The sequence below is a fragment of the Pseudomonas corni genome, assembly GCF_057128765.1.
The window spans coordinates 223727-248413 of sequence record NZ_JBSKHW010000008.1; the positions used below are offsets into that span (position 1 = coordinate 223727).

20 protein-coding genes are annotated in these 24687 nt (G+C 59.2%); 9 read left to right on the plus strand and 11 right to left on the minus strand.

Annotated features, from left to right (window positions below; translation table 11 throughout):
* Window positions 1-37 precede the first annotated feature (37 nt).
* The 4 genes from ACWKV9_RS14860 to ACWKV9_RS14875 all read right to left on the minus strand — a co-directional run bounded on the left by ACWKV9_RS14860 (window position 38) and on the right by ACWKV9_RS14875 (window position 4741).
* A complete protein-coding gene (locus tag ACWKV9_RS14860; RefSeq protein WP_483836865.1) occupies window positions 38-274 on the minus strand; it encodes a DUF1653 domain-containing protein in 237 nt (78 codons plus the stop codon).
* 103 nt (window positions 275-377) lie between these two features.
* Entirely contained in the window at window positions 378-1553 is a 1176-nt protein-coding gene (gene fadA, locus ACWKV9_RS14865) for an acetyl-CoA C-acyltransferase FadA (RefSeq protein WP_483836866.1), read from the minus strand.
* A gap of 23 nt (window positions 1554-1576) precedes the next feature.
* Window positions 1577-3724: a fatty acid oxidation complex subunit alpha FadB gene (gene fadB / locus ACWKV9_RS14870; RefSeq protein ID WP_483836867.1), complete on the minus strand. Its 2148-nt coding sequence runs from the start codon at window positions 3722-3724 to the stop codon at window positions 1577-1579.
* 579 nt (window positions 3725-4303) lie between these two features.
* A complete protein-coding gene (locus ACWKV9_RS14875; RefSeq protein ID WP_483836868.1) occupies window positions 4304-4741 on the minus strand; it encodes a hypothetical protein in 438 nt (145 codons plus the stop codon).
* A 110-nt stretch (window positions 4742-4851) separates the two neighbouring features.
* Between ACWKV9_RS14875 and ACWKV9_RS14880 the strand changes: the two genes are divergently transcribed.
* Window positions 4852-5295, plus strand: coding sequence for a universal stress protein (locus tag ACWKV9_RS14880; protein WP_483836869.1), 444 nt, complete (start codon window positions 4852-4854; stop codon window positions 5293-5295).
* 77 nt (window positions 5296-5372) lie between these two features.
* Here the strand turns inward: ACWKV9_RS14880 and ACWKV9_RS14885 are convergent, their stop codons facing one another.
* Window positions 5373-7283 (minus strand): ATP-binding cassette domain-containing protein, encoded by a 1911-nt coding sequence (locus ACWKV9_RS14885; protein WP_483836870.1) that lies wholly within the window; start codon window positions 7281-7283, stop codon window positions 5373-5375.
* 211 nt (window positions 7284-7494) lie between these two features.
* On the opposite strand from ACWKV9_RS14885, the gene ACWKV9_RS14890 reads away from it, so the two are divergent.
* Window positions 7495-9423, plus strand: coding sequence for a transglycosylase SLT domain-containing protein (locus tag ACWKV9_RS14890; protein ID WP_483836871.1), 1929 nt, complete (start codon window positions 7495-7497; stop codon window positions 9421-9423).
* Between the two features lie 118 nt (window positions 9424-9541).
* On the opposite strand, the gene ACWKV9_RS14895 is transcribed toward ACWKV9_RS14890, so the two are convergent.
* Together ACWKV9_RS14895 and ACWKV9_RS14900 are read right to left on the minus strand one after the other, a co-directional pair.
* Entirely contained in the window at window positions 9542-10351 is an 810-nt protein-coding gene (locus tag ACWKV9_RS14895) for an MOSC domain-containing protein (protein WP_483836872.1), read from the minus strand.
* 130 nt (window positions 10352-10481) lie between these two features.
* Window positions 10482-11411, minus strand: a complete 930-nt coding sequence (locus ACWKV9_RS14900) for a chemotaxis protein CheV (protein ID WP_483836873.1) — start codon at window positions 11409-11411, stop codon at window positions 10482-10484.
* Window positions 11412-11838: 427 nt separating this feature from the next.
* On the opposite strand from ACWKV9_RS14900, the gene ACWKV9_RS14905 reads away from it, so the two are divergent.
* From ACWKV9_RS14905 to ACWKV9_RS14915, 3 genes are all read left to right on the plus strand, one after another.
* Entirely contained in the window at window positions 11839-12354 is a 516-nt protein-coding gene (locus ACWKV9_RS14905; protein WP_483836874.1) for a hypothetical protein, read from the plus strand.
* Between the two features lie 161 nt (window positions 12355-12515).
* Complete coding sequence (locus ACWKV9_RS14910; RefSeq protein ID WP_483836906.1) at window positions 12516-13406, plus strand: sensor histidine kinase; 891 nt, start codon at window positions 12516-12518, stop codon at window positions 13404-13406.
* Window positions 13403-14062 carry a response regulator gene (locus ACWKV9_RS14915; RefSeq protein WP_483836875.1) on the plus strand — a complete coding sequence of 220 codons (660 nt, stop codon included), beginning with the start codon at window positions 13403-13405 and terminating at the stop codon, window positions 14060-14062. Before ACWKV9_RS14910 ends, ACWKV9_RS14915 begins: the two co-directional genes overlap by 4 nt.
* Here ACWKV9_RS14915 and yegS read toward each other — a convergent pair.
* Complete coding sequence (gene yegS / locus ACWKV9_RS14920; protein ID WP_483836876.1) at window positions 14046-14963, minus strand: lipid kinase YegS; 918 nt, start codon at window positions 14961-14963, stop codon at window positions 14046-14048. The genes ACWKV9_RS14915 and yegS overlap by 17 nt on opposite strands.
* 648 nt (window positions 14964-15611) lie before the next feature.
* Between yegS and ACWKV9_RS14925 the strand changes: the two genes are divergently transcribed.
* Window positions 15612-17066 carry a mannose-1-phosphate guanylyltransferase/mannose-6-phosphate isomerase gene (locus ACWKV9_RS14925; RefSeq protein WP_483836877.1) on the plus strand — a complete coding sequence of 485 codons (1455 nt, stop codon included), beginning with the start codon at window positions 15612-15614 and terminating at the stop codon, window positions 17064-17066.
* A gap of 61 nt (window positions 17067-17127) precedes the next feature.
* A complete protein-coding gene (locus tag ACWKV9_RS14930; protein WP_483836878.1) occupies window positions 17128-18450 on the plus strand; it encodes a cellulase family glycosylhydrolase in 1323 nt (440 codons plus the stop codon).
* Between the two features lie 212 nt (window positions 18451-18662).
* Here the strand turns inward: ACWKV9_RS14930 and ACWKV9_RS14935 are convergent, their stop codons facing one another.
* On the minus strand, window positions 18663-19526 hold the full coding sequence (locus ACWKV9_RS14935; RefSeq protein WP_483836879.1) for a LysR family transcriptional regulator: 864 nt from the start codon (window positions 19524-19526) through the stop codon (window positions 18663-18665).
* 210 nt (window positions 19527-19736) lie between these two features.
* Between ACWKV9_RS14935 and ACWKV9_RS14940 the strand changes: the two genes are divergently transcribed.
* Entirely contained in the window at window positions 19737-21284 is a 1548-nt protein-coding gene (locus tag ACWKV9_RS14940; RefSeq protein ID WP_483836880.1) for an MFS transporter, read from the plus strand.
* A gap of 243 nt (window positions 21285-21527) precedes the next feature.
* Window positions 21528-21797: a DUF2790 domain-containing protein gene (locus tag ACWKV9_RS14945; protein ID WP_483836881.1), complete on the plus strand. Its 270-nt coding sequence runs from the start codon at window positions 21528-21530 to the stop codon at window positions 21795-21797.
* Between the two features lie 135 nt (window positions 21798-21932).
* Here ACWKV9_RS14945 and ACWKV9_RS14950 read toward each other — a convergent pair whose 3' ends face one another.
* Together ACWKV9_RS14950 and ACWKV9_RS14955 are read right to left on the minus strand one after the other, a co-directional pair.
* Window positions 21933-23069, minus strand: a complete 1137-nt coding sequence (locus ACWKV9_RS14950) for a glycerate kinase (protein ID WP_483836882.1) — start codon at window positions 23067-23069, stop codon at window positions 21933-21935.
* A gap of 376 nt (window positions 23070-23445) precedes the next feature.
* Complete coding sequence (locus tag ACWKV9_RS14955; RefSeq protein WP_483836883.1) at window positions 23446-24555, minus strand: sugar diacid recognition domain-containing protein; 1110 nt, start codon at window positions 24553-24555, stop codon at window positions 23446-23448.
* Between the last annotated feature and the right edge of the window lie 132 nt (window positions 24556-24687).

Sequence of the window (24687 nt, forward strand, 5' to 3'; positions counted from 1 at the left end):
AGGTGAGGTCAAGCACGGGGTATTACAACCGGCAGCCTCAGGACTGCGTAAAACGGTCGGGCTCGGCCTCGACCAAAGCAAAGCGCGGCACTTGCTCGCCGTCAACCTCGACGGACTGCACAAACATGCTCAGCGGCCGGACCCAGAGCCCGTATTCGCCATACAGCGCTTGATAGAACACCACCTCTTCCTCGGTCTCGGAATGCCGCGCGACACCGAAAACACGGTACTCGGGGCCTTTATAATGACGGTAGAGACCTGGTTGTAATTTCATGGTGCGGCCCTCGCAAAATACAGCGAAAAAAACTGCCAAAAAACATTTCCCGGAAAAAACAAAAGCCGGGGCACCTGGCCCCGGCTTGCAACATCACACCAGATTAAACGCGTTCAAACACGGTGGTGATGCCCTGTCCCAGTCCAATGCACATGGTTGCAACACCCAGGGTGCCGCCTTTCTGCTTCATGACATTGAGCAAGGTACCGGAGATACGCGCGCCCGAACATCCAAATGGATGGCCCAGGGCAATGGCGCCGCCGTGCAGGTTAACCTTCTCTTCCATCTTGTCGAGTACTTTCAAATCTTTGAGCACTGGCAGCGCTTGCGCGGCGAAGGCTTCGTTGAGTTCAAAGTAGTCGATATCGCCGATCGAGAGGCCTGCGCGCTTGAGTGCTTTCTGGGTCGCCGGTACCGGACCATAACCCATGATTGCAGGGTCCACGCCCGCCACCGCCATCGAGCGGATAACCGCCAGCGGCTGGATGCCAAGGTCCATGGCACGTTGCCCGGACATCACGATCATGCACGACGCGCCGTCGGTGATTTGCGAGGAAGTACCCGCTGTCACAGTGCCGCCTTTCGGGTTGAACGCAGGTTTCAACGCCGCCAGACTTTCCAGCGTGGTTTCTGGACGAATGGTCTCGTCGTAGTCGAACATCTTCAGGAAGCCGTTCTCGTCATACCCTTGCATCGGGATGATTTCGTCTTTGAAGTTGCCTTCAACGGTAGCCTGATGCGCCAGCCTGTGGGAGCGCACGCCAAAGGCGTCCTGCTGCTCCCGAGTCACGCCGTGCATTTTGCCGAGCATTTCCGCCGTCAGGCCCATCATGCCCGAGGCCTTCGCTGCATACAGCGACATGTGCGGGTTGGGATCGACGCCATGCATCATGCCGACATGCCCCATGTGCTCGACACCGCCGATCACGAATACATCGCCGTTGCCGGTCATGATTGCCTGAGCAGCAGTATGCAGCGCGCTCATGGATGAACCGCAGAGGCGGCTCACGGTTTGTGCCGCCGAGGTGTGCGGAATCTGGGTCATCAGCGACGCCATGCGCGCGATGTTCCAGCCTTGCTCCAGCGTCTGGTTAACGCAGCCCCAGATCACGTCCTCGACTTCTGCCGGGTCGACCTTGGCGTTGCGTTCCAGCAGTTTGCTGATCAGATGCGCCGACATGTCTTCGGCGCGGGTATTGCGGTGCATGCCACCCTTGGAGCGGCCCATCGGGGTGCGACCGAAGTCGACAATCACGACGTCTTTCGGATTCAAGCTCATATATTCACCTACTCGTTGGGCACTTAACCGAAGAAGCTCTGGCCGTTCTTGGCCATCTCGCGCAGCTTCGCAGTGGGGTGGTACAGCGCGCCCAGATCAGCGTATTTGTCAGCCAGGGCAACGAACTCGGCCACACCAATCGAATCGATATAGCGCAGCGCGCCACCACGGAACGGAGGGAAGCCGATGCCGTAGATCAGGCCCATGTCGGCCTCGGCCGCGGTGTCGACAATGCCGTCTTCCAGGCAGCGCACGGTTTCCAGGCACAACGGAATCATCATCCAGTTGATGATGTCTTCGTCGCTGACTTCACGGTGCTCGTAGACGATCGGCTTGAGCACTTCCAGCACGGAAGCATCGACGACCTTCTTCGGTTTGCCCTTCTTGTCGGTCTCGTAGACATAAAAGCCTTTGCCGTTCTTCTGGCCCAGACGATCCGCTTCGTACAGCGCATCAACTGCCGAACGACGGTCGTCCTTCATACGGTCCGGGAAGCCTTCAGCCATGACGTCGCGACCGTGGTGGCCGGTGTCGATGCCGACCACGTCCATCAGGTACGCCGGGCCCATTGGCCAGCCGAATTTTTCCATCACTTTATCGATGCGTACGAAGTCGACACCAGCGCTGACGAGCTTGGCAAAACCGCCGAAATACGGGAACAAGATGCGGTTGACCAAAAAGCCCGGGCAGTCGTTGACGACGATCGGGTTCTTGCCCATTTTTTTGGCGTAAGCCACGGTGGTGGCGACGGCCACTTCGCTGGACTTCTCGCCCCGGATGACTTCCACCAGCGGCATCATGTGTACCGGGTTGAAGAAATGCATGCCGACAAAGTTTTCCGGACGCTTGAGGGCTTTGGCGAGCAGGCTGATGGAAATGGTCGAGGTATTGGAAGCCAAGATGGTGTCTTCACCCACCTGCCCTTCGACTTCGGCCAATACCGCTTGCTTGACCTTCGGGTTTTCCACGACCGCTTCTACGACCAGATCGACGTTGCCGAAATCGCCGTAGGACAGCGTCGGACGAATCGCGTTAAGCGCTTCGGCCATTTTGTCCGCCGTCAGACGACCTTTCTCAACGCGCTTGCCCAGCAACTTCGACGCCTCGCCTAGGCCCAATTGAATGGCCTCTTCGCGAATGTCTTTCATCAGGATCGGCGTGCCTTTGACAGCCGACTGATAAGCGATACCGCCGCCCATGATGCCAGCGCCGAGCACGGCAGCCTGCTTCACGTCTTTGGCGACTTCGCCGTAGATCTTGGCTTTCTTTTTCAGTTCCTGATCGTTCAGGAACAGCCCGATCAGGCTTTCAGCAGCCGAGGTTTTCGCCAATTTGACGAAACCGGCCGCTTCGATTTCCAGCGCTTTTTCGCGACCGAAGTTGGCCGCCTTCTGGATACTCTTGATCGCTTCGACCGGCGCCGGATAGTTCGGGCCTGCCTGACCAGCAACAAAACCTTTGGCGGTTTCGAAAGCCATCATCTGTTCGATGGCGTTCAGCTTGAGCTTTTCAAGCTTGGGCTGACGCTTGGCCTTGAAATCGAACTCGCCGGAAATGGCGCGCTTGATCAGGTCCAATGCCGCTTCATGAAGTTTCTCAGGCACGACCACCGCATCGACCGCGCCCACTTTCAGTGCATCTTCAGCGCGATTGTCCTTACCGGAGGCGATCCACTCGACAGCATTGTCGACGCCGATCAGCCGCGGAAGGCGTACGGTGCCACCGAAGCCCGGGTAGATACCCAGTTTGACTTCAGGCAAGCCGATTTTGGCGGTGGTGGACATGACGCGGAAGTCCGCCGCCAGGCACATCTCAAGACCACCGCCTAGCGCGATGCCATTGATAGCGGCAACTGTGGGTACATTCAGGTCTTCGAAATCGCTGAAAATCCGGTTGGCTTCCAGATTGCCCGCGACCAGCTCTGCGTCTGGCAGTTTGAAATTTTCGACGAATTCGGTGATGTCAGCGCCGACGATAAACACGTCTTTGCCGCTGGTGACGATGACGCCTTTGACCGAGGCATCGGCTTTGATGGCTTCAATGGCCTGACGCAGGTCATTGAGGGTGAGGCGATTGAACTTGTTGACGGACTCACCCTTGAGGTCGAATTTCAGTTCGACGATGCCACTTTCAAGAGCCTTAACCGTGATGGCTTTACCTTCGTAAATCATCAACTGATCTCCACGATATGGAAGCTGAACAATACGTATCGGACGCTGATTCCGGCGAAAGACACGGCAGTTTCGCCGCTACAGACCACCAAACACCAGGCACCCCGTCGACACGACTCGGGCGCCTGTCAGAGCATTCCTACGGCAAACGCTCAATTCATACGCCCGTTTGATTGGGTGCGCCTACCTTCATCCATATTCCTGCAATTGTCAATTGAGCCAGCAGGGGACATAAGCGGCAAATCCGGGTCGCAACGCGCCGCTGATGAACACGCATTCAGTACGTTGATGATTTTAAACACGGGAAATAAACGTCAAATGCTCCGCAGGCGTCGGCTGCTATACAGATAAAAAATATGGATGGGGCGCAGACAAATGCACCAATTAGGTCTACATTCAGCGCACCGCGCATCAAGACGGGTCGTTTCGACAAAATGCAGCCTTGAATACACCGGTTCGCGGCGTTGCACCGCAAAGTTTCCTGAATTAAGAACACCCAGAATTATCGGCCTGCCTGGCCAACCCCGGCCCGATGTTGTTATCGGGCTTTTTAATGCCTGGGATTTGACGAGCTACAGGTCAAGCGAGCGCTTTGAGCACCGCTGTAATGCGCTGCAACACTTGCTCCTCGCCTTTCTCACCCCAATACAACGCGATCAACTGTTTACCCGCCTCCACCTTGTACGTGTCGGCTGGTAGCGTCTGAAACTGCTCGATCAAACGCGCGTCCTCACAGGGCTCGCGCCACTGATTGAGCCATACGCCGGGTTCCGTCTGAAAGTACACCCAACTGTCTGGCTTGGAGGATCGACGCGGGCGATGGTATTGCGCGCAAGGGCTTGGCGGCTCCTTAGGCAGCCAATGCGGCCAGTCCTGGGGCATTAATTGCATCGCCAGACCCATGCGTCTGGCTTCCATCCGCAACGCCATTCTGCCACTCTGCTGCCGCGACGGACGCAGCCAGACCAAAGGGCTCAGGACGGCGGCAAGGATTGCGACCACGATCCATACCGTCATTTGCCTGTTCCCTGCTCGAAACGGCCGCAGTTGCAGATATAAAGGCGTGCCATGAGGCGCGTGAAAAGAGCCATAATTAAAACCATCGCAAACCTCAGAAGGAACATCCCATGTCCTATACACATATTTTGGTTGCCGTGGACCTCACTGAAGAGTGCGATCCGGTCATCAAACGGGCCATGAATCTGGCACTCGCCAGCGAAGCCAAGCTGTCGCTGGTGCACATTGTAGAGCCAATGGCCATGGCTTTCGGTGGCGATGTCCCTATGGATCTTTCGCAGCTTCAACAGCAACAGTTCGACCAGGCCAAGGAAAAGCTCGAAGCATTGAAACTCAAGTATCCAGAAGTGAAGACCGGCGACAGCCACTTGACCTACGGCCAGCCGCGCCAGGAAATCCATCAGCTTGCCAAGGAATATCACTGCGATCTGATCGTGGTCGGCAGCCATGGCCGTCACGGCCTGTCACTGCTGCTGGGCTCCACCGCCAACGACGTACTTCACGGCGCACCGTGCGACGTACTGGCCGTACGCCTGGTCAAGCGCGCCGAATAAGCGCGTTTCCCCGCACCAGCAAAAAGCCCGAACCCTTGAAGGGGCTCGGGCTTTTTTACGTCTCGACCCTTGGTCGATCAGTCGTCCAGCTCAGCCCAGCGCTCCAGCAACCCGTCAAGCTCGCCTTGCAGACTTTCCAGCTGAGCGATGACCGCAGTGGTCTGCTCGGCAGGACGCTGATAGAAAGCAGGCTCGGCCATCTCAGCCGTCAGTACGGCCATTTTTGACTCGACAGCATCGATCTGCCCCGGCAACGCTTCGAGCTCGCGCTGCAACTTGTAGCTGAGCTTCTTCTTCGCGACCGGCATTTCAGCAGCGGCGACCGGCTCGGCGGCAGTCACCGCAGTGGCCAGTTCTGCTTTGCCGGATTTACTGTCCGTCACGCCCAGCAGACGCGGCGAACCGCCCTGACGCAGCCAGTCCTGATAGCCACCGACGAACTCGCGAACCTTGCCTTCGCCTTCGAACACCAGGGTGCTGGTCACGACGTTGTCGAGGAATGCCCGGTCGTGGCTGACCATCAAAACGGTGCCCTTGAAGGTCAACAGCACTTCTTCAAGCAGCTCAAGGGTCTCTACGTCCAGGTCGTTGGTCGGTTCGTCGAGTACCAACAGGTTGGCTGGTTTGCTGAACAGTTTGGCCAGCAACAGGCGCGCACGCTCACCACCAGACAACGCTTTGACCGGCGTACGGGCACGCTGCGGGCTGAACAGGAAATCGCCCAGATAACTGAGAACGTGGCGGCTCTGGCCATCGATATCGATGAAATCGCGCCCTTCGGCGACGTTGTCGATAACGGTTTTTTCCAGATCCAGCTGATGGCGCAGCTGATCGAAGTAAGCCACGTCCAGACGCGTGCCGACTTCAACGCTGCCGCTGGTAGGTTGCAGGTTATCGAGCATCAGCTTGAGCAGCGTGGTTTTGCCGGTACCGTTGGCACCCAGCAGACCGATACGGTCTTCGCGCTGCAGGACCATGGAGAAGTCCTTGATCAACATCGGGCCGCCCGGGTGAGCGAAGCTGACGTTGTCGAGCACCATTACCTGCTTGCCGGACTTATCAGCGGTATCCAGCTGAATGTTGGCCTTGCCGGTGCGCTCGCGGCGTTCGCTGCGTTCGACGCGCAATTCTTTCAGCGCGCGGACGCGGCCTTCGTTACGGGTGCGTCGTGCCTTGATGCCTTGACGGATCCAAACTTCTTCCTGGGCCAGACGCTTATCGAACAGCGCGTTGGCGGTTTCTTCCGCCGCAAGTGCCGCTTCCTTGTGCACCAGGAAGCTGGCGTAGTCGCCGTTCCAGTCGATCAGGCCACCGCGATCCAGTTCGAGGATGCGCGTGGCGAGGTTCTGCAGGAAGGACCGGTCGTGCGTAATGAACAGCACGGCACCCTGAAAATCCTTGAGTGCTTCTTCGAGCCAGGCAATTGCACCGATGTCCAGGTGGTTGGTGGGCTCGTCGAGCAGCAGCAGGTCGGGCTCGGACACCAGCGCCTGGGCCAGCAGTACACGGCGACGCCAGCCGCCGGAAAGTTCGGCCAGGGTTTTGTCGGCGGGCAACTGCAGGCGGCTCAAGGTGCTGTCGACCAGTTGCTGCAAGCGCCAGCCGTCACGGGCTTCGAGGTCTTGCTGGACGTGCATCAGTTTGTCCAGGTCCTCGGCGGTGACGATGTTCTGGCTCAGGTGGTGGTATTCGGCGAGCAAAGCGCCAACGCCATCAAGGCCTTCAGCCACGACGTCGAACACAGTACGTTCGTCGGCCACCGGCAATTCCTGGGGCAATTCGCCGATTTTCAGACCGGGCGCACGCCAGACGCTGCCGTCATCGGGCTTTTGCACGCCTTTGACCAGCTTGAGCATGCTGGATTTACCAGTGCCATTGCGACCGATGATGCAGACCCGCTCACCACGGGCGATCTGCCACGACACCTTGTCTAATAACGGCATGGCGCCGAACGCAAGGGACACATCGCTGAATTTGAGCAGGGTCATGAGCTTCTCCAAAAACCGGGCGCGCATTCTACCTGAGATACCCGATCCATGTGGGCATTGGATGTCAGATGTGGCGCCCTTGGTCCAAATAACAGTATTTATACGGGGTGTTTGTTTCTATCAGTGACCGTCGATGCCACGACGCTTCAACAGGCGCTGGCAAACCGCTAAGCTAGCGGCACTTTTCACGATTCATCTGCACGGAAGTCTCATGCGCAGTCGTTTGTTCAGTCTTTTGTCCTGCCTGCTTCTGTCGGCGACCGCCGCCCAGTCTGTCCAAGCGGTCGACCTTTCCCAACAACGCCAGTATTACGATGAAGCCAAGCGTGCGCTGGCCAAAGGGGATGCCGGCCCTTACCGGATGTACGGCGCGGCGCTGGCCGATTATCCCCTTGAGCCGTATCTCGCTTACGACGAGCTGACCGCCCGCCTCAACACGGCGAGCAATCAGGAAGTCGAAAAATTCTTCGCTGACCACGGTGACCTGCCTCAGGCCAACTACATGAAGCTGCGCTGGCTGCGCTTGCTGGCTTCCCGTGGTGACTGGCAACCGTTTGTCGAGCACTACGATCCTAAAAACAACTTCGTCGAACTGGACTGCCTGTATGGCCAGTACCAGCTGGGTCATAACTTGCGTAGCGAAGGTTATGCCAACGCCGAGAAGCTGTGGATGACCGGCAAGACTCTGCCCGCCGCCTGCGATGCGTTTTTCGCTCAGTGGGCTGCTGACGGTCAACTCACTGAACAGAAACGCTGGCAGCGCGCCAAACTGGCTGCCCAGACCCGCAACTATGCGCTGGCCAATCAACTGGTCAACAGCCTGAACTCTCTCGCGCCTCAGGGTCGTCTGCTGATCGCCGTGGCGCAAAAACCGGAGATGGTCAACAACCGGGCACAATTCCTGCCAGCCGACGAGGCGATGTCCGACGTGGTCGGCCTGGGCCTGCGTCGCCTTGCCAAGCAAGACCCCCAGCGCGCGCTGGAGCTGCTGGACGCTTACGCTCCTACACTGCGTTTCTCCCATGAAGAACAGGTACAGATCGCCAAGGAAATCGGCCTGACCCTGGCCCGCAGCTACGACGGCCGCGCGCTGGAGGTGATGACCAAATACGACCCGGACCTGCGCGACGACACCGTGACCGAATGGCGCCTGCGCTTGCTGCTGCGTCTGGGCCGCTGGGAGGATGCTTACGAGCTGACTCGCCGCCTGCCACAAACCTTGGCAACCACCAATCGCTGGCGCTATTGGCAGGCACGCTCACTGGAACTGGCGCAGCCCAACAGTCAGCTGTTGCCCGCGCTATACAAGGGTGTGGCAAAGGAGCGTGATTTTTACGGTTTCCTCGCGGCTGATCGTATTCAGACCCCCTACCAACTGAACAACAAGCCGCTGATGCTCAGCCAGGCCACCGTCAACAAGGTGCGCAATACGCCGGGCGTGCGCCGGGCGCTGGAGTTTTACCAGCGCGGGCAGATCGTCGACGGTCGACGCGAGTGGTACCACGTCACGCGCCGCTTCAATCGCGATGAAATGGTCGCTCAGGCCAAGCTGGCCTACGACATGAAGTGGTATTTCCCGGCGATTCGCACCATCAGTCAGGCGCAGTATTGGGACGACCTGGATATCCGCTTCCCGATGGCCCACCGCGACACTCTGGTCCGCGAAGCGCAAGTGCGCGGACTGCATTCAAGCTGGGTGTTCGCGATCACGCGTCAGGAAAGCGCGTTCATGGACGACGCACGCTCCGGCGTGGGCGCCAGTGGTCTGATGCAATTGATGCCGGCCACGGCCAAAGAGACCGCACGCAAATTCAGTATCCCACTGGCGTCCCCTGCCCAGGTGTTGGACCCGGACAAGAACATCCAGTTAGGTGCGGCTTATCTGAGCCAGGTTCACAGCCAGTTCAACGGCAATCGGGTGTTGGCTTCAGCGGCCTATAACGCGGGTCCTGGGCGGGTACGCCAGTGGCTTCGCGGCGCCAACCACCTGGCGTTCGATGTGTGGGTAGAAAGCATTCCGTTCGACGAAACCCGTCAGTACGTTCAGAACGTGCTGTCTTATGCCGTGATCTACGGCCAGAAGCTCAATGCACCGCAGCCACTGGTGGATTGGCACGAACGGTTTTTTGATGATTTGTAACGTGATCCTGTAGGAGCGAACTGGTTCGCGAGGCGATACACCTGACACACCGTATCGCTCCGCTCGCCAACAAGTTGGCTCCTACAGAAACCGCGTTCCCGCGATCCCGGGCTGCACGCTATTCAAGCACCTCGACCGGCATTCCCACTTCAAGCACGCCGGGTCCGTCACTGACCACGTTCTGCCCAAACCAGATATTCCCTTCCCACTCGCGATAGGTCTTGAGCGTCGTCAGCGGTTCGCGGTCTTCGGTGCGTTGACCGGTGGCCGGGTCAATGGTGGTAAGGATGCATCGCGCACAGCCGACGAGTAGCCGGAACTCCATCTCACCGATGCGGATACGTTTCCAGCCGTCCTCGGCGAAGGCTTCTGCGCCCTCCACCACCAGATTCGGCCTGAAGCGCAGCATCTCCTGCTGGCGGCCGATCTTGCCGGATAAATCGTCCACCGATGCCTGACCAATCAGCAGCAACGGAAAACCATCGGCAAAGCTGACGCGGTCATTGATCTCGCCAAATCCGCTGGGTAACCAGCGCGCTCGCTCCGCTGGCATATGCACCATGCGCGTCGGCTTGCCGATGAAGTCACTGACCCAGCGCGCCGCTTCATCACCTGCGTCCGGTACGCGGAAGGAGTCGCGCCAGACCGTAATCCCGCGCAGGTTCGCTTCGACGTCTTCCGGCACCGACACCTCCAGCGCTTCATGGCCTGGCGCCGATAACGTCACGCCGCCCGCTTCATTCCAGAGCACAGACAGCTGCGACATTTGCGGCAGCGCACGCTGGGTAAAAAACCGGCCATTGCTCTCGTCCACCAACATCCAGCGTCGATCCCCCGCCAACCCCAACTGATCGAAACTCGCCTTTTGCAACGATTCGGCTTTACAGGACTTGAGGGGGTACCGATACAACGCGCTGAGCTGTGGCATGAACGCTTCCTTCTTGCGAGCGATAAAGGCGCCACTTTATACGAGGCGATGTCCGGCCACAGCCATACAGATACAAAAAAAAAGCCCCCGCGACCGGCACGTAGCCGGTCACGAGGGCTGGAAAAGCTGATTATTTGTTATCGAGCATCAGGCGCTCGCGCACCACGTCCACCAGTTTGTCCGGCTGGAATTTGGAGAGGAAGTTGTCGCACCCGACTTTCTTGACCATGGACTCGTTGAAGCTGCCCGACAGCGAAGTGTGCAACACCACATAGAGCCCCCGCAGGCGCGGGTCATTACGGATTTCAGTGGTCAGGCGGTAGCCGTCCATTTCCGGCATTTCCGCGTCGGTGAAGACCATTAGCAGCTTGTCGGTCATGACCTCGCCGGTATCGGCCCAAGCCTTGAGCATGTTCAATGCCTTGAGGCCGTCGCGGGCAACGTGCATCTTCACCCCCAGTTGCCCAAGCGTTTCGCGCAACTGCGCCAAGGCCACGTTGGAGTCGTCGACCAGCAACACTTCACGTCCGCGCGCGCGCTCCAGAACCGGGTCTTCGAGCTTCTCGCGGGAGACCTTGGCGCTGTACGGGACGATTTCGGCCAGCACCTTCTCAACGTCGATGATTTCAACCAACTGATCATCGACCTTGCTGATGGCCGTCAGGTAATGCTGGCGACCTGCGCTGGTGGGCGGCGGCAAAATGGCTTCCCAGTTCATGTTGACGATGCGGTCCACGCCACCGACCAAAAACGCCTGCACGGAACGGTTGTACTCAGTGACGATGATCGTGCTGGACGGGCTCGGCACCAACGGACGCATACCGATGGCTTGCGACAGGTCAATGACTGGCAGGGTCTGGCCGCGCAGATTGACCACGCCGCAGACAAAGGGGTGCCGCTGGGGCATCAGCGTGAGCTTGGGCAGTTGAAGTACTTCCTGAACCTTGAACACGTTGATCGCAAACAGCTGCCGGCCGGCCAAGCGAAACATGAGAATTTCCAGGCGGTTCTCACCCACCAATTGTGTGCGTTGATCTACGGTGTCGAGAATGCCAGCCATCTGTTGCTCCTGGAGCAAGGTTCATATTGATTCCACTAACACGCTATCGGCACGGTCCCGCCAGACCTTAATCGCAAATGGAAGCATCTGCTGGCACGCACCTAGGGGTACCCCTGAGCCACCCTCGGGACAAACCTGATATTCGTAGTTCCTAATAGCCATTACTGTGACGCCATTCTCACTGAACGAATGGAGTCAGGTTCGTGGTCGTGCTCAAGGAAATCCCCGAACCGTTCAACCTGTCTGCGGTTGCGCTCCGATCGCAACAGCGCAGCTGGCCGCCTAAAGCCGATCCGGTCACAACTTGTCCGAACGATCGGAAACAATCAGAAACGCCCTACATACATTCCGTTGCGTTCGACACTAATTTGATGCCTCTCGCCACGCGCGACCTTCGATCGCCGTACATGGACAGTGGAGATTACGCATGCTGAACGGCAATGAGTGGCATCAGCTACACAGTGAGTTTCTCAGTGATGCCCAGGCATTACTGACTCGTTCGGATGAATGCCTGGCACATTTGGAGTTGATCAGCGATGACAAGGATGCCATCGAATGCCTGCTTGACTCCCTGCAGAAAATAGCCGGCGAAGCAGACAAGGCCAGCGTCGCCCCCCTCGCCAGCTTCGCCCGCCAGCTACGCTATTTGCTGTACTTTGCCCACGCCGCCGGGCGCATCCATGCCAAGGCGCTGGAATCCCTGCGAAGCTGCTTTTCGTTGCTGGCCTGGCAGGTTGAACTGATCGATCCGCACTCGGGCCAGTTGTTGATGGATGATGAAGAACAGCAACAATTGCTTGAACACTTTGGCTGCTGCTCGGGTATCGGAGCCCTTGAGGCCAGCCCGGTCCATCCGGTGAGATGGGCACCTTCGGGCGCCTTGCAGTCACGGCCCGCCGGTACGTCCGCAGGGGGCCGCACACGCCACACCACCGGCTTTTAAATGAACAGGGTTATTAGGCAGCTGGCTGCTCATCAAGCCGAGTCACCAGCCCCCACGGGGCATCCGCTTATCGAACTGTCGGACAATACAGCGCTTAATAGGTCGGGTATTTGAGGTAACATCGGCGCCCGCCAAATAGACACTCGATGGCTACATTTCCTATGCACGCCAGCAACAAACCCTTCAAGTTATGGCCGCCGAGCACGAAAAATGCCTGGCGGCTGGCTGCTGTACTCAGTGTCGGCGCGATGGCGTGCGACGCAGCGCTGTATCTGGCGGCAAGCGCGCTACCGCTGAGCTTGCTGACGCTCAATCTGCTGGCATTCCTGAGTGTCTGGTACGCGCAGAGGCGGCTGGGACGCTCAATCCAGTTTCAGCCGCAGGAACTGGCAGATCACATGCTTCAGGTTCAAGAAACCGAACGCCATCGGCTCAGCCGCGAACTGCATGACGACATTGGCCAGATGCTGACTGCGGCCAAGCTGCAAAGCGATTGGTTGCAACGACGAATACCCGAACAGCTACAGCCCAACTGGGTCACCCTCAACAGCACCCTGGACGAGACGCTGGCGAAGGTGCGCGATGTTTCGGCCATTCTCAACCCCCGGCAATTGACGAGCATGGGTCTGGAGGCCAGCCTGCGTGCGCATCTGCTGCGCACCCTGGCCGATACGCAGATGTTGTGGAGCCTGGAATGCCAGCAACGTCTGTCCGGCATTCCGGAGGAGATGGCCGTTGCAGCGTTTCGCATTACCCAGGAAGCGGTGACCAATATCTTGCGCCACGCCCACGCCAATAACCTGGTGGTGCGACTGCAGCGTCGCGCCGATGGCTTGGCCTTGAGCATTTGCGATGATGGACGCGGCTTTGCGCCCGCGCTCAATCCTGCCGAACAGGGCCAGCGTGGCATGGCGGGTATGTCGGAGCGGGCAGCGTTGATTGGCGGCACGTTCAGCATCCACAGTGCGCCCGGCGAAGGCACCCACATTCAGGCGTTATTTCCTTGGGCACCCCGCGCCCGGGAACGCGCTGACATAAGCAAGCATTCATGATCTGCAATCTTCTGTTAGTCGACGACCACGCACTGATCAGGGCGGGCGTGCGCGCGCTGGTCTCGGATATTCCCGGCTACGCGGTGATTGGCGAGGCGGCTCATGGCGAGCAATTGCTGGAACTCACCCAAGACCTCAAGCCGGACATCATCCTGCTCGACATTTCGATGAGAGACGGCAACGGCCTCGATGCACTGGAACGGCTGAACAAGGCCCTGCCCGATACGAGGGTGCTGATCCTGTCGATGCACACTGAGCCGCATATCATCATGCGGGCCCTTGAGGGAGGCGCCCATGGCTACCTGCTCAAGGATGCGACGGCCACTGAAATCGAGCAGGCGCTGGACGCGTTGCGCAATGGCGAGCGCTACCTGAGCCCCGCCATCGCTCATACCGTGATCAATCAGGCACTCCACGGCGCTCAAGCGGCCAAGGTCGAGCCGGTGGAAACCCACAACCTCACGGCTCGCCAGTTGGAGATTCTGCGCCTGGTGGTGCGCGGTAAATCCACCCGGGAAATAGCCAGCGGCTTGAGCCTGAGTATCAAGACCGTTGAAACCCACAGGTCGCAGATCATGAAACGCCTTCAGATCTACGACGTCGCCGGGCTGGTGCTGTTCTGCGTACGCGAGCAGATCATCAGTCTGGACGATTGAGTCGCGCCGATTGACTCAACAGCGGCGAATGCGATGGCAGGTGTATGCGCAGTGCAGCCGGCCTGATTTCGAACCGCAGTTTCTCGCCGCGCAGCGGTTCGCCGTCCAGATTGATATCCAGCCCCTCGGTGGACGTGAGCTCGACCCAGGGCAGGCGGGCCCGGATAAACAGGTTTTCAAACCCGAGACCGCCTTCAAGCAGGCTTTTCAGGGTGCCGACCACTTCCTGGGGCGCAGGCAAAATGCTGATGTCCAGCAAACCATCGTCAGCCAGCGCCGTGGGGCACAAGGGATGACCGCCGCCTGCTTGACGACCGTTGCCGATGCCCAATGCCAGCAGATCGCCCTTCCAGTGGAAATCCGGGCCGGTGAGTTCGCCATATGCGGCCCGCAGTTCGCTAAAGCGTGACAAGCCGGTGAACAGATACGCGGCGCCACCGAGAATTTTTTTCAGGTCTTCGGAAGTGTTGGCGGTCACCTGACTGCCAAAACCGCCGGTGGCCATGTTCAGGAACAGGTGCCCGTCCACATCGCCGATGTCGACCGGGTGCGCAGGCACATCCAGCAGATCCAGGGCTTTTTCGACTTCCAGCGGCACTCCGGCCGAGCGCGCGAAATCGTTGGCAGTGCCAAGCGGCAATATCGTCAGGCTGGCGTCAGCTTCGGCCAGCGCCAAGGCTTCGGAGATGTCGCGCAATGTGCCGTCGCCGCCGCCAGCAATGATTTGTTTATGGCCATCAGCCAAGGCTTCCTTCACCAGCCGTTGCGCATCGCCCGCTTCCCACGTCACCCGCACATCCAGCTGCCAACCGCGCTGGCGCTTTTTTTCCACCGCGCTGCGCACTTCCTCGTTAAGCGCCTGCTTACCGTGAAGAATCAAAATAGCCCTGCGCTCTGTCATGTCTGTCCCTCTTAGCTGTCCGGTTCAATGCAAGCCGATTCAATGCGAGAGAGTTTGACCGCATGCGTGTAGGAAAAAGCCAGACGTTATTCAAAAAACTTTTGCCCCACGCGAAGCGACAGACGGCACAGGCGCAAATTGCCTCGCGCAGACAAATACCGTGAATCAGCGCAAAGGCCCGACTTGAAGCCTTTGACTACCATCATTGGCGGCTGTAGTACTGCCTTGCACCTATTACGCTGGATGCTGCGACTACCCATTTGCAGTGCATTTCAGTCAGAAGTGGGCGTTGGAACGCGTTGTGCTGTTAAAAAAATGATTCCGAGAGGGTTCGGGGCATTGAAATATTTCGCAAGAATGTGCTTAATCGACAAATTATTGGCTTAAACGGGATTCTTAGGCTAAAAAGTCATTTTATTGACTTTTGATAACAAAATTGCCGAATTCAACAGCCAATCATGCATTCACGGATTGAAGAAATGAGGATGTCTGTATGCGGTTGCGCCGGATCAACAAGCCTTTGCCGAGCCGTGCTGTCTTGAATGACGGTGGGGATCTTGAGCGTATTCAACATGGGTCCATCTGCTTCGATCTTTACACTCTCTCCAGCACTGCCAGTGCAGTGCGTATTTTTCGCGAGGCTATACGATGGGCACCCTGATTCCCTGCATTATTGCTGGCGGCGCCGGCACCCGACTATGGCCTGTTTCCCGTGAGGCCATGCCTAAACCTTTCATGCGGCTTCCAGACGGTGAAAGCCTTCTGCAGAAAACGTTCATGCGCGCCACCGGGCTGCCCGATGTCGAAAGCCTGCTGACGGTGACCAATCGGGAAGTTTATTTCCGCACCGTCGACGACTACCGTTTGCTCAACAAAAGCAAAGTGCAGCTGGACTTCCTGCTTGAACCGTTCGGTCGCAATACTGCCGCGGCCGTGGCGGCAGCCGCGTTGCACGTTCAGTCGCGCTACGGCTCCGATGCACAATTGCTGATCCTGCCCGCCGATCACCTGATCGAAGACCTCCAAGCGTTCAGTGCCGCCGTTGAAAGTGCCCGCGCCCTGGCTGAGGAAGGCTGGCTGGTGACGTTCGGCTTGAAACCGACCAAACCTGAAACCGGATTCGGTTACATCGAAAAGGGCCAGTCGCTCAACGGCCAGGCGTTTCAGGTGGCTCGTTTTGTTGAGAAACCCAACGCCCAGACCGCCGAGGAATATGTCAGCGGCGGGCTGCACCTGTGGAATGGGGGAATGTTTTGCATGCGGGTCGACGTGCTGCTCAGTGAAATGGACATTCACGCGCCCGATGTACTGGCGGCCGTCCAGCATTGCCTGGCGCAATGCACGAGCAAAGAAGGCAAGAACGAACTGCAGATGGAGCTCGACAGCACCAGTTTCGCCCTCGTCCCGGACATCTCGATTGACTACGCGTTGATGGAGCGCTCGCAGAAAGTAGCGGTCGTGCCTTGTGAGCTGGGCTGGAGCGACATCGGTTCGTGGCAGGCCATCCGCGAACTGACCCTCGGCGACGAACGAGGCAATCAGTGCAACGGCCAGACCGTGCTGCACGACGTCACCAACTGCTACATCGATTCGCCAAAACGCCTGGTCGGCGCGGTGGGCCTGGACAACCTGATCATCATCGACACCCCGGACGCGCTGCTGATTGCCGACGCTTCGCGCACCCAGGAAGTCAAAGTCATCGCCCAGGAACTCAAGCGTCAGGGTCATCCGGCGTATCTGTTGCACAACACCGTCACCCGCCCTTGGGGCACCTACACCGTGCTCGAAGAAGGCAAGCGCTTCAAGATCAAGCGCATCGTGGTCAAGCCCCAGGGATCGCTGTCGCTGCAAATGCACCACCACCGCAGCGAACACTGGATTGTCGTCAGCGGCATGGCGCTGGTCAGCAATAACGATCGCGAGTTCATGCTCGACACCAACGAATCGACCTTCATCAAGCCGGGGCATACCCACCGCCTGATCAATCCGGGCGTGATTGATCTGGTGATGATCGAGGTGCAAAGCGGCGAATACCTTGGTGAAGACGACATTGTGCGCTTCACCGATATATATGGCCGCGTACCGGATGCCGTCAAAGCCTGAGGTGACAAGCTGACGGGCCGGATATTCACGCTGCAATGGCGATCTGGCCCGCAAGGGAGTGATGTTGATGCCTTACAGGAGTTGGGGACCCATCAAACGCGCGCTGCTCATTGGCGCGCTGTCACTTTGCACAGCCAATGCATGGGCCGAGACCATCCTGCGGGCGCCCCGAGAGGTGAACTGGCAGGATTATCTGGGCATCAACGTGCAATTCGACGCGTTCACTCCGGACGTCTATCAGAAACAGATGACCCGGCTCGATCAACTGGGTCTGAGCTGGGTGCGCTGGACGCTCAATTGGCCAAACCTGGAGCCGGCCAAAGGCGAGTACAACCTGGCGGCACTCGACGCTGCGATGAGCGCAGCCCGTCCTCATCACTACAACATGCTTGCCTATCTGACCGGGTCCGCCGAGTTCGTCAGTAGCGCACCGGCAGGCGCCAGCAACAGCGATCAGTACCCGCCCGAGGATTTCAACCTTTTTGCCGAACGCATGACCGCGCTCAGCCAGTATTACCCCGACGTCGACAGCTGGCAGGTATGGAATGAGCCGAACATTACCTGGCTGCCGATGGCTGATCCGAAGGCCTATTACAGCCTTCTGACCCTGACCGCGACGGCCATCCGCGATGCAGTGCCCGACAAAAACGTCGTCACCGCGGGCATGGCCTATTACGGCCAGTTGCTGGGCAGCACCGGCAATCTACTGCGCAGCATGCTGGACATGGGTCTGGCCGATCAGAACATCGTGGCCGCCTACCACCCCTACTCCGACTATCCAGAAGGCGACTCGCTGCAAGACCGGGATTTCCTGCTGCGCGCCAACGAAATGAACAGTCTGCTGCACACCGCAGGAGTCAAGAACGTGTGGGCCACCGAGTGGGGATGGTCCAGCTACGGCGGGCCGCTGCCGACGCAACAAGCCGCCGGGCTGCAAAATCAGGCCAGTTACACACTGCGACGTCTGGCGCTGATGAGTGCGCTGGATTATCAGCGGATTTTTCTGTTCAGCCTCAGCGACATCAGTCGCCCGGTCAGCCCCAGGGAGCGCAGCTATGGCCTGCTTGACCTCAAGGGCGAACCCAAACCTGTGTATCACGCACTGCAAAACTTCCTGCGGATCACCGGCCCGACGTTGCGTCCCGACACGCTGCCGCTGGTAGTTTCGGTCCCCGAAGATTTGTACGCCGTGCCATGGACGCGCCCGGACGGCTCCCACGTATTGATGGCCTGGAGCGAAAGTCGCGCGCACCTGAACATTCCCGGCATCAAGACTGCCACGCTTTATGACCCGCTAACCGGCGGTCACAGCGTTCTCGCCGACGCGATGGGGGTGGACGTGCCGCTCAAACCGACGTTGCAAATCCTGGTTTGGCAACCTTAATTAACGCCGGTAGCCACAGGGAAGAGTCACACTGATCGGCCAGCGCCAGCGTCGCTGTATCGATCGGTTCAGGATTTAGATGGTTTTTCAAGCTTTGTGACGCGCTGCTGCAAGCGCAAAATCATGCTCGCGTACTTGTGCGGTACTTGTGCGGTCAGTGCGTAATTGCCCGACACCTCACTGGATTGGTTCAGGGATCTAAGCACGTTGTTTTAACCCCTGACATGCTCAATAAACCGTACAACTGCAGGCGCTTTTTCATAGCGCCGGTGGATCAGCGACAGATAGGACGAGGGCTGACAATCGTCGATGCGCCGGTACACGACGTTGGGCAGGCGGATGTGATCGACCACCGACTCCGGCACCACCGCGATGCCCTGCCCCAGGCTGACCAACGCCACCACTGACACCAGCCCACCCGGCTGCGGGCCCAGGGCTGGAGCGAAACCGCCGTGGGCCGCGACCGCCAGCGTTCCGGAAATCTGCTCAGGCAGAACGAAGGTTTCGCGCTGTAAATGCACTGCGTTGATGGTCTTGAGTTTGCACAGCCATGAGCTGTCCGGCAGCGCGAGGGCGAAACCTTCAGTCAGCAGTTTCACAGCGTCAAGGCTGTCGGGCAGGGTCATGGGCGAGCGGATGTAACCGACGTCCAGCCGGCCTTCTTCAATCAGTCGCGGCAACGCGGGCATGAGATGTTCGGTGAGGGTGAAATCAACGTCAGGGAAACGCTGGCGAAACTGCCCGACCTGGCGCTGCAGGACCCCGGAAAACACCGCCGACGCCACATAGCCCAACTCAATGCGCCCCGCTTCGCCACGGCCGGCACGCTGGACATTGAGGGTCGCTGACTCGAACTGCCGCACCGCCAGATCCGCTTCGATCTGCAACGCCCGGCCTGCATCGGTCAGCCGAACTTCGCGCTGCTCGCGGACAAACAATCGCGTGCCCAAAGCGGTTTCCAGGTCCTGAATCTGTCGGGTCAGGGTGGGAGGAGCGATGCCCAACTGCTCAGCCGCACGGGTGAAATGCAAGTGCGTGGCAACAGCCAGGAAGTAGCGAAAATGGCGGATTTCCATGACGTTATTAGCTCAAAGGTAATGAAGTGACGGTGCTCAGGTAATAAAGCATATGCCATGTGGGGATAGTCTGTGTTCTCCGTTTAGCCCAGATCTGTAGGAGCTGACGAGCTGCCGAAGGCTGCGATTGCGGTGTGTCCGGGAAACCGTATCGCAGCCTTCGGCAGCTCGTCAGCTCCTACAAAGACCGATGATTAGCCGAGACCTAACATGTCCGCTCAAGCAAAACACCCCAGCCCACGCATGACCTTGCTCACGGCCTCCGGCGTGTGTGCGTTGATCGTGCTCGACACCAATATCGTGGCCGTCACCCTGCCCTGCATCGCGCGTGACTTGAGCGCTGGTTTTGCCGATATCGAATGGGTCGTCAGCGCCTACATGCTGGCGTTCGCCGCTCTGCTGTTGCCCGCTGGCAGCCTGGCAGATCGTTTTGGTCGCAAGAAAATGCTGCTGTGCGGGCTGGTGTTGTTCATCGTCGCGTCCATCGGCTGCGGGGCGGCGCCAAACATCCTTTTGCTGGACCTGGCCCGCGCAGTGAAAGGCGTTGGCGCGGCGCTGTTATTGACCTCGGCGCTGGCAACGATCGGTCATGTATTCCACGACGAAACCGAACGCGCCAAGGCCTGGGCGTTCTGGGGGGCGTGCATGGGCGTAGCAATGACCGCAGCGCCTACCGTGGGCGGCCTGATCGCGGAGCTGGTGGGGTGGCGCTGGATTTTCTACCTCAATGTACCGGTGGGCGGCGTTTTGCTGTGGGCCGTGATGCGTAATATCGGCGAATCGCGAAACGAACATTCCGCGCGCCTCGATCCATGGGGCAGTCTGTTTTTCAGCGCGAGCCTTTTGTGCCTGATGTGGGGCCTGATCGAAGCCAACCGGATCGGCTGGGAAAACCCGTTGACGTTTACTCGCCTGGTCGGCGGCGCTGCGCTGTTGGGGTTGTTCGTGCTCGCTGAACAGTTGCAACGCAGGCCTATGGTCGATTTGCAGCTGTTTCGCTATCCGCGCTTTATCGGCGCGCTGCTGGGCATGTTCGCCTACGCCGGCTGCGCTCAGGTGATGATGACGTTGCTGCCGTTTTACCTGCAAAACGGCCTGGGATTCAGTGCCATTGGCTCGGGCCTGGGCATGCTCCCGTTCGCGATCACCATGCTGCTGCTTCCCCGATTGGGGCCTCGGCTGGCACGTCATTTGTCACCGGCGGCGATGATGGCCCTAGGGTTGAGTCTGGTCGGCGCCGGTAATCTGCTGTGTGCCTGGGCAACCGTCCTGGGCGGTTACCCGGCGTTCGCTGTGGCCATGGCGGTAACCGGCGCAGGTGCAGGGCTGCTCAACGGCGACACCCAGAAAAACATCATGGCCTGCGTGCCGCGCGAACGCACCGGCATGGCCTCAGGCCTGAGCACGACGATGCGTTTCAGTTCGATCATGCTCGCCATCGGTGTATACGGTGCACTGCTTGCCAGCCACACCTTGCGTGTGCTGAACGGAAGTCTGGCAAACGTAGCACCGCAGTGGATGGACAGTGCCGAACGCCTGGCCTCGCGGGTCGTCGCCGGTGACATGTCGGCCGCACTGCAACCGCTGGATGCTCATGCGCGTCTGATCATCGAGCCGCTGGCGCAGCAGGCGTTTGTCTCAGGCTTCGGATCGGTATTGTGGGTGGCGGGGCTGAGCGCGTTGGCGGCGGCAATGATCGTCGGCCTATTAATGCGCAACCCGATTCCGGCGATGCAGCTCAACGTCGCTGCGCGTTAGTCCCCCTTTAAATTGCGGCGCAAGCAGCTTGGTGCAAGGGAGCTTGGCGGGAGGGAGCTTGCTCGCGAGAGGCCGGTACATCCAAGCATCTTCGGTGCGGCTAATAACACTTCGCGAGCAAGCTCCCTCCCACGGATTTGCTTGCCATTCGTTTTATTTTCAGGGGACAGGGAATAACCCTGCCCCGGCTTCGTCATACGGGCTCAAGAAAGTAACCCGCCCTCAAATGAAGAGAAGCCCATCATGAAACTGATCCTGAAAACCACACTCACCGCCCTCACCCTGGCCGCCCTCGGCAGCTTCGCCTCCGTTGCCAGCGCCGACATGAAAAGCATGCCTCCGGTGCAGGATTACACCTACGGCAGCAAGCTCGACATCGCCAAAGTCACCCACACCCCGATGCTTAATTTCTGCGGCGTGCGGCCGGTGGAAATGAGCTACGTGGACCACTCGGGCACAGCCCATATCGTGCGTTATGAGGTCAACGGAAATGCTTGCCTGGGCGACAATTGAGGCCGGGTGAGCGTGCCGATGGTCGGCTCCCGCGATGCTTGGAGCCCCCATTAAAAAAGCTTCGCGGGCAAGTCGCAATGCCGCCCATTCGCTCCAACAGGTTTCAGCGTTGTCTTGGGACTTACGCAGCGCAGTTCAATTGGCAGCCAACTGCCAAACCCGCGCCAGATCCCGCGCCCGGTCATGCAGCAACTTCGCCGCATCGCGACAGGCCTGCTCCAGCGTCATCGGCCCGCTGGTCAACGCGAAAGCGGCGCTGATGCCATGCTCGTACAGGTCGGCATAGCCCTCGCCCAACGTCCCGGCCAGCACAATCACCGGCACGCCCGTACGTTGAGCGATGCGGGCCACACCAAACGGCGTTTTGCCGCGCAGGGTTTGCGCGTCGAAACGGCCTTCCCCAGTGATCACGAGATGAGCGCCCTCTAACGCCTCTGCAAGCCCGGTAAGATCTGCGACCACTTCGACGCCAGGGCGAAACGACGCATTCAGATAAGCCTTGGCCGCAAAGCCCATTCCGCCCGCCGCACCGCAACCTGGGTGGTCGCGCTCGTCTTTGCCCAGCGCCTTGGCCGACTGATCGGCAAAATGCCCCAGCGCTGCATCCAGCGCCAGCACCTGCTCGGGGGATGCGCCTTTCTGCGGTCCGAAGATATGCGACGCCCCGTTGAGGCCGCACAGAGGGTTGTCGACATCGGCGGCGACTTCGAACTGCACGTCGCGCAAACGCTTGTCCAGATCGCCCAGCTCAATGCGCGCCACATTGGTCAGCGCCAGCCCGCCGGGTGTTAGCGCTTGGCCGTTTTCGTCCAAAAAGCGCGCGCCCAGGGCTGAGAGCATGCCGGTGCCAGCGTCGTTGGTGGCGCTACCGCCGATAGCCAGGATGATCCGTTGTGCCCCGGCGTCCAGTGCGGCGCGAATCAGCTCGCCGGTGCCCTGAGTGCTGGTGATCGTGGCGTCGCGCTGTGCCAGGGTCAGCAACTGCAAACCACTGGCCATGGCCATTTCGATGATCGCGGTACGCGTGTCGGGCAGCCAGCCCCATTGGGCGTCGAGTGGTTGACCCAGCGGCCCGCTGACGTGAGTCGTCATCCACTGGCCGCCGCACGCTGCCAACACCGCTTCGATGGTGCCCTCGCCGCCATCAGCCATAGGGCACTCGACCAGCTCTGCGTCTGGCCAGACATCGGTCAGGCCGCTGGCAATGGCCTGAGCGACGGCTTGGGCACTGAGGCTGTCCTTGAAGGAATCCGGCGCGATGACGATTTTCATGATTGTTCTCCTTGTTCGATGCCCGATGTTCGCATTGTTGGCCGCGTTTGCCCCGTGCCCTCTGCACAAGGGCGTGTGATCCCGGTTGGTCATTCGAACAAAACCGACCTCTAAAGCCGCAGGCTTCCGCTGATTCTGAGCACAATGGCTCACTTTGTGGGAGCGGACCTGTCCGCGAATGCTATCGATCAGGCGCAATGAATGTGTGGGCTGTACCGACCCTTCGCGGGCAAGCGCGCTCCTACAAAGTTTGGGGCTTGGCGCAGGTATTTGCAGCTGCTGAGATTAGCTGTAGGAGCGCTCTTGCCCGCGAATGCTATCGATCAGGCGCAATGGATGTGTTGGCTGTACCGACCCCTCGCGGGCAAGCGCGCTCCTACAGGGTTGGTGTCTGATTTGCAGTGCGCGGGGTCATTTCCAGGCCCAGGTACAGGCGCAGCAGATCATCGGTGCAGTACGGATCGCACCCGCTGACTTCGGCAATTTTCTCCAGCCGGTAGCGCAGGCTGTTGCGGTGTATGCCCAATGCGTCAGCGCAAGCCTGACTTTCGCCGCTGTAATCGAACCAGCAACGCAACGTGTCCAGCAACTGCGTTTGCGCGGCCAGAGTCTGGATCGGCTCGGCGACACGACCTGCCAGCCAGTCGTGCCGATACCGCCAGAACAGCACCGGCAGGCGATGGGTTTCAAGACGCAGCAGTTTTTGTTGCGGTTTGATGTGGCGTGCGTAATCCAGAAGATCCCTGGCAGCGAGACAGGCCTGGCGCAAGCTTGTCAGGTCAGGCGTTTGCTCGACAGTGCCCATGCGCGCGATCGACCAGCCTTGTTCGTCGAATTGCTCCAACAACAGCGCATCCTCCCGCTCCCTGCCCGCCGCGCGACACCAGTACAACAGCGACGGCTCGCAAGCCACGCACCAACTGTTGGCATACCGGCCCATCAGCCAAGTGGCGATTTTTTCGCTGTCGGCAGCATTGCCCGCCACCTCGATCAACACCGCCTGACGCGGCAACTGCGGCTGCAACCCCAGCTTTTCGGCCTCATCGACCAAGCTGTCCGTGCCGTCACCGAGCAACAGCCGTGACAATAAATCTTCGCTGCGTTGCTGCCGCCACTGCTGATCCGCCTGCTGGCGACGATGCTCCATCAGCATCTCGGCGGTCATCTTCACCAGTTCGGCGTAGACGCGCACGTCATCGGGCTCCCCGGTAATGCCCAGCACGCCCACCAACTTGTTTTCGAGCAACAACGGCAGATTCACTCCGGGCCGCACGCCGTTCAGCTGCCTGGCGGTATGGGAATCTATCTCCACCACCCGGCTATTAGCCAACACCAACTGCGCCCCCTCGTGCCGCGTATACAAACGGTCGGCCTCGCCACTGCCGATGATGATCCCCAGATAGTCCATGACATTGACGTTGCACGGCAAAATAGCCATCGCCCGGTCAACGATATCCTGCGCCAGCGCGTGATCAAGGGCGAACATGGGGAAGGTCCAGCAAGAGCGGTGCGAAGATAGGCATGGGGAGGCACGTTTTGGTTTTTATTGGATGGGTGGAAGCATGCCTGAATCTACGCCAAGAGCCCAACTTCCCGCGATACCAACACACGCGTGACC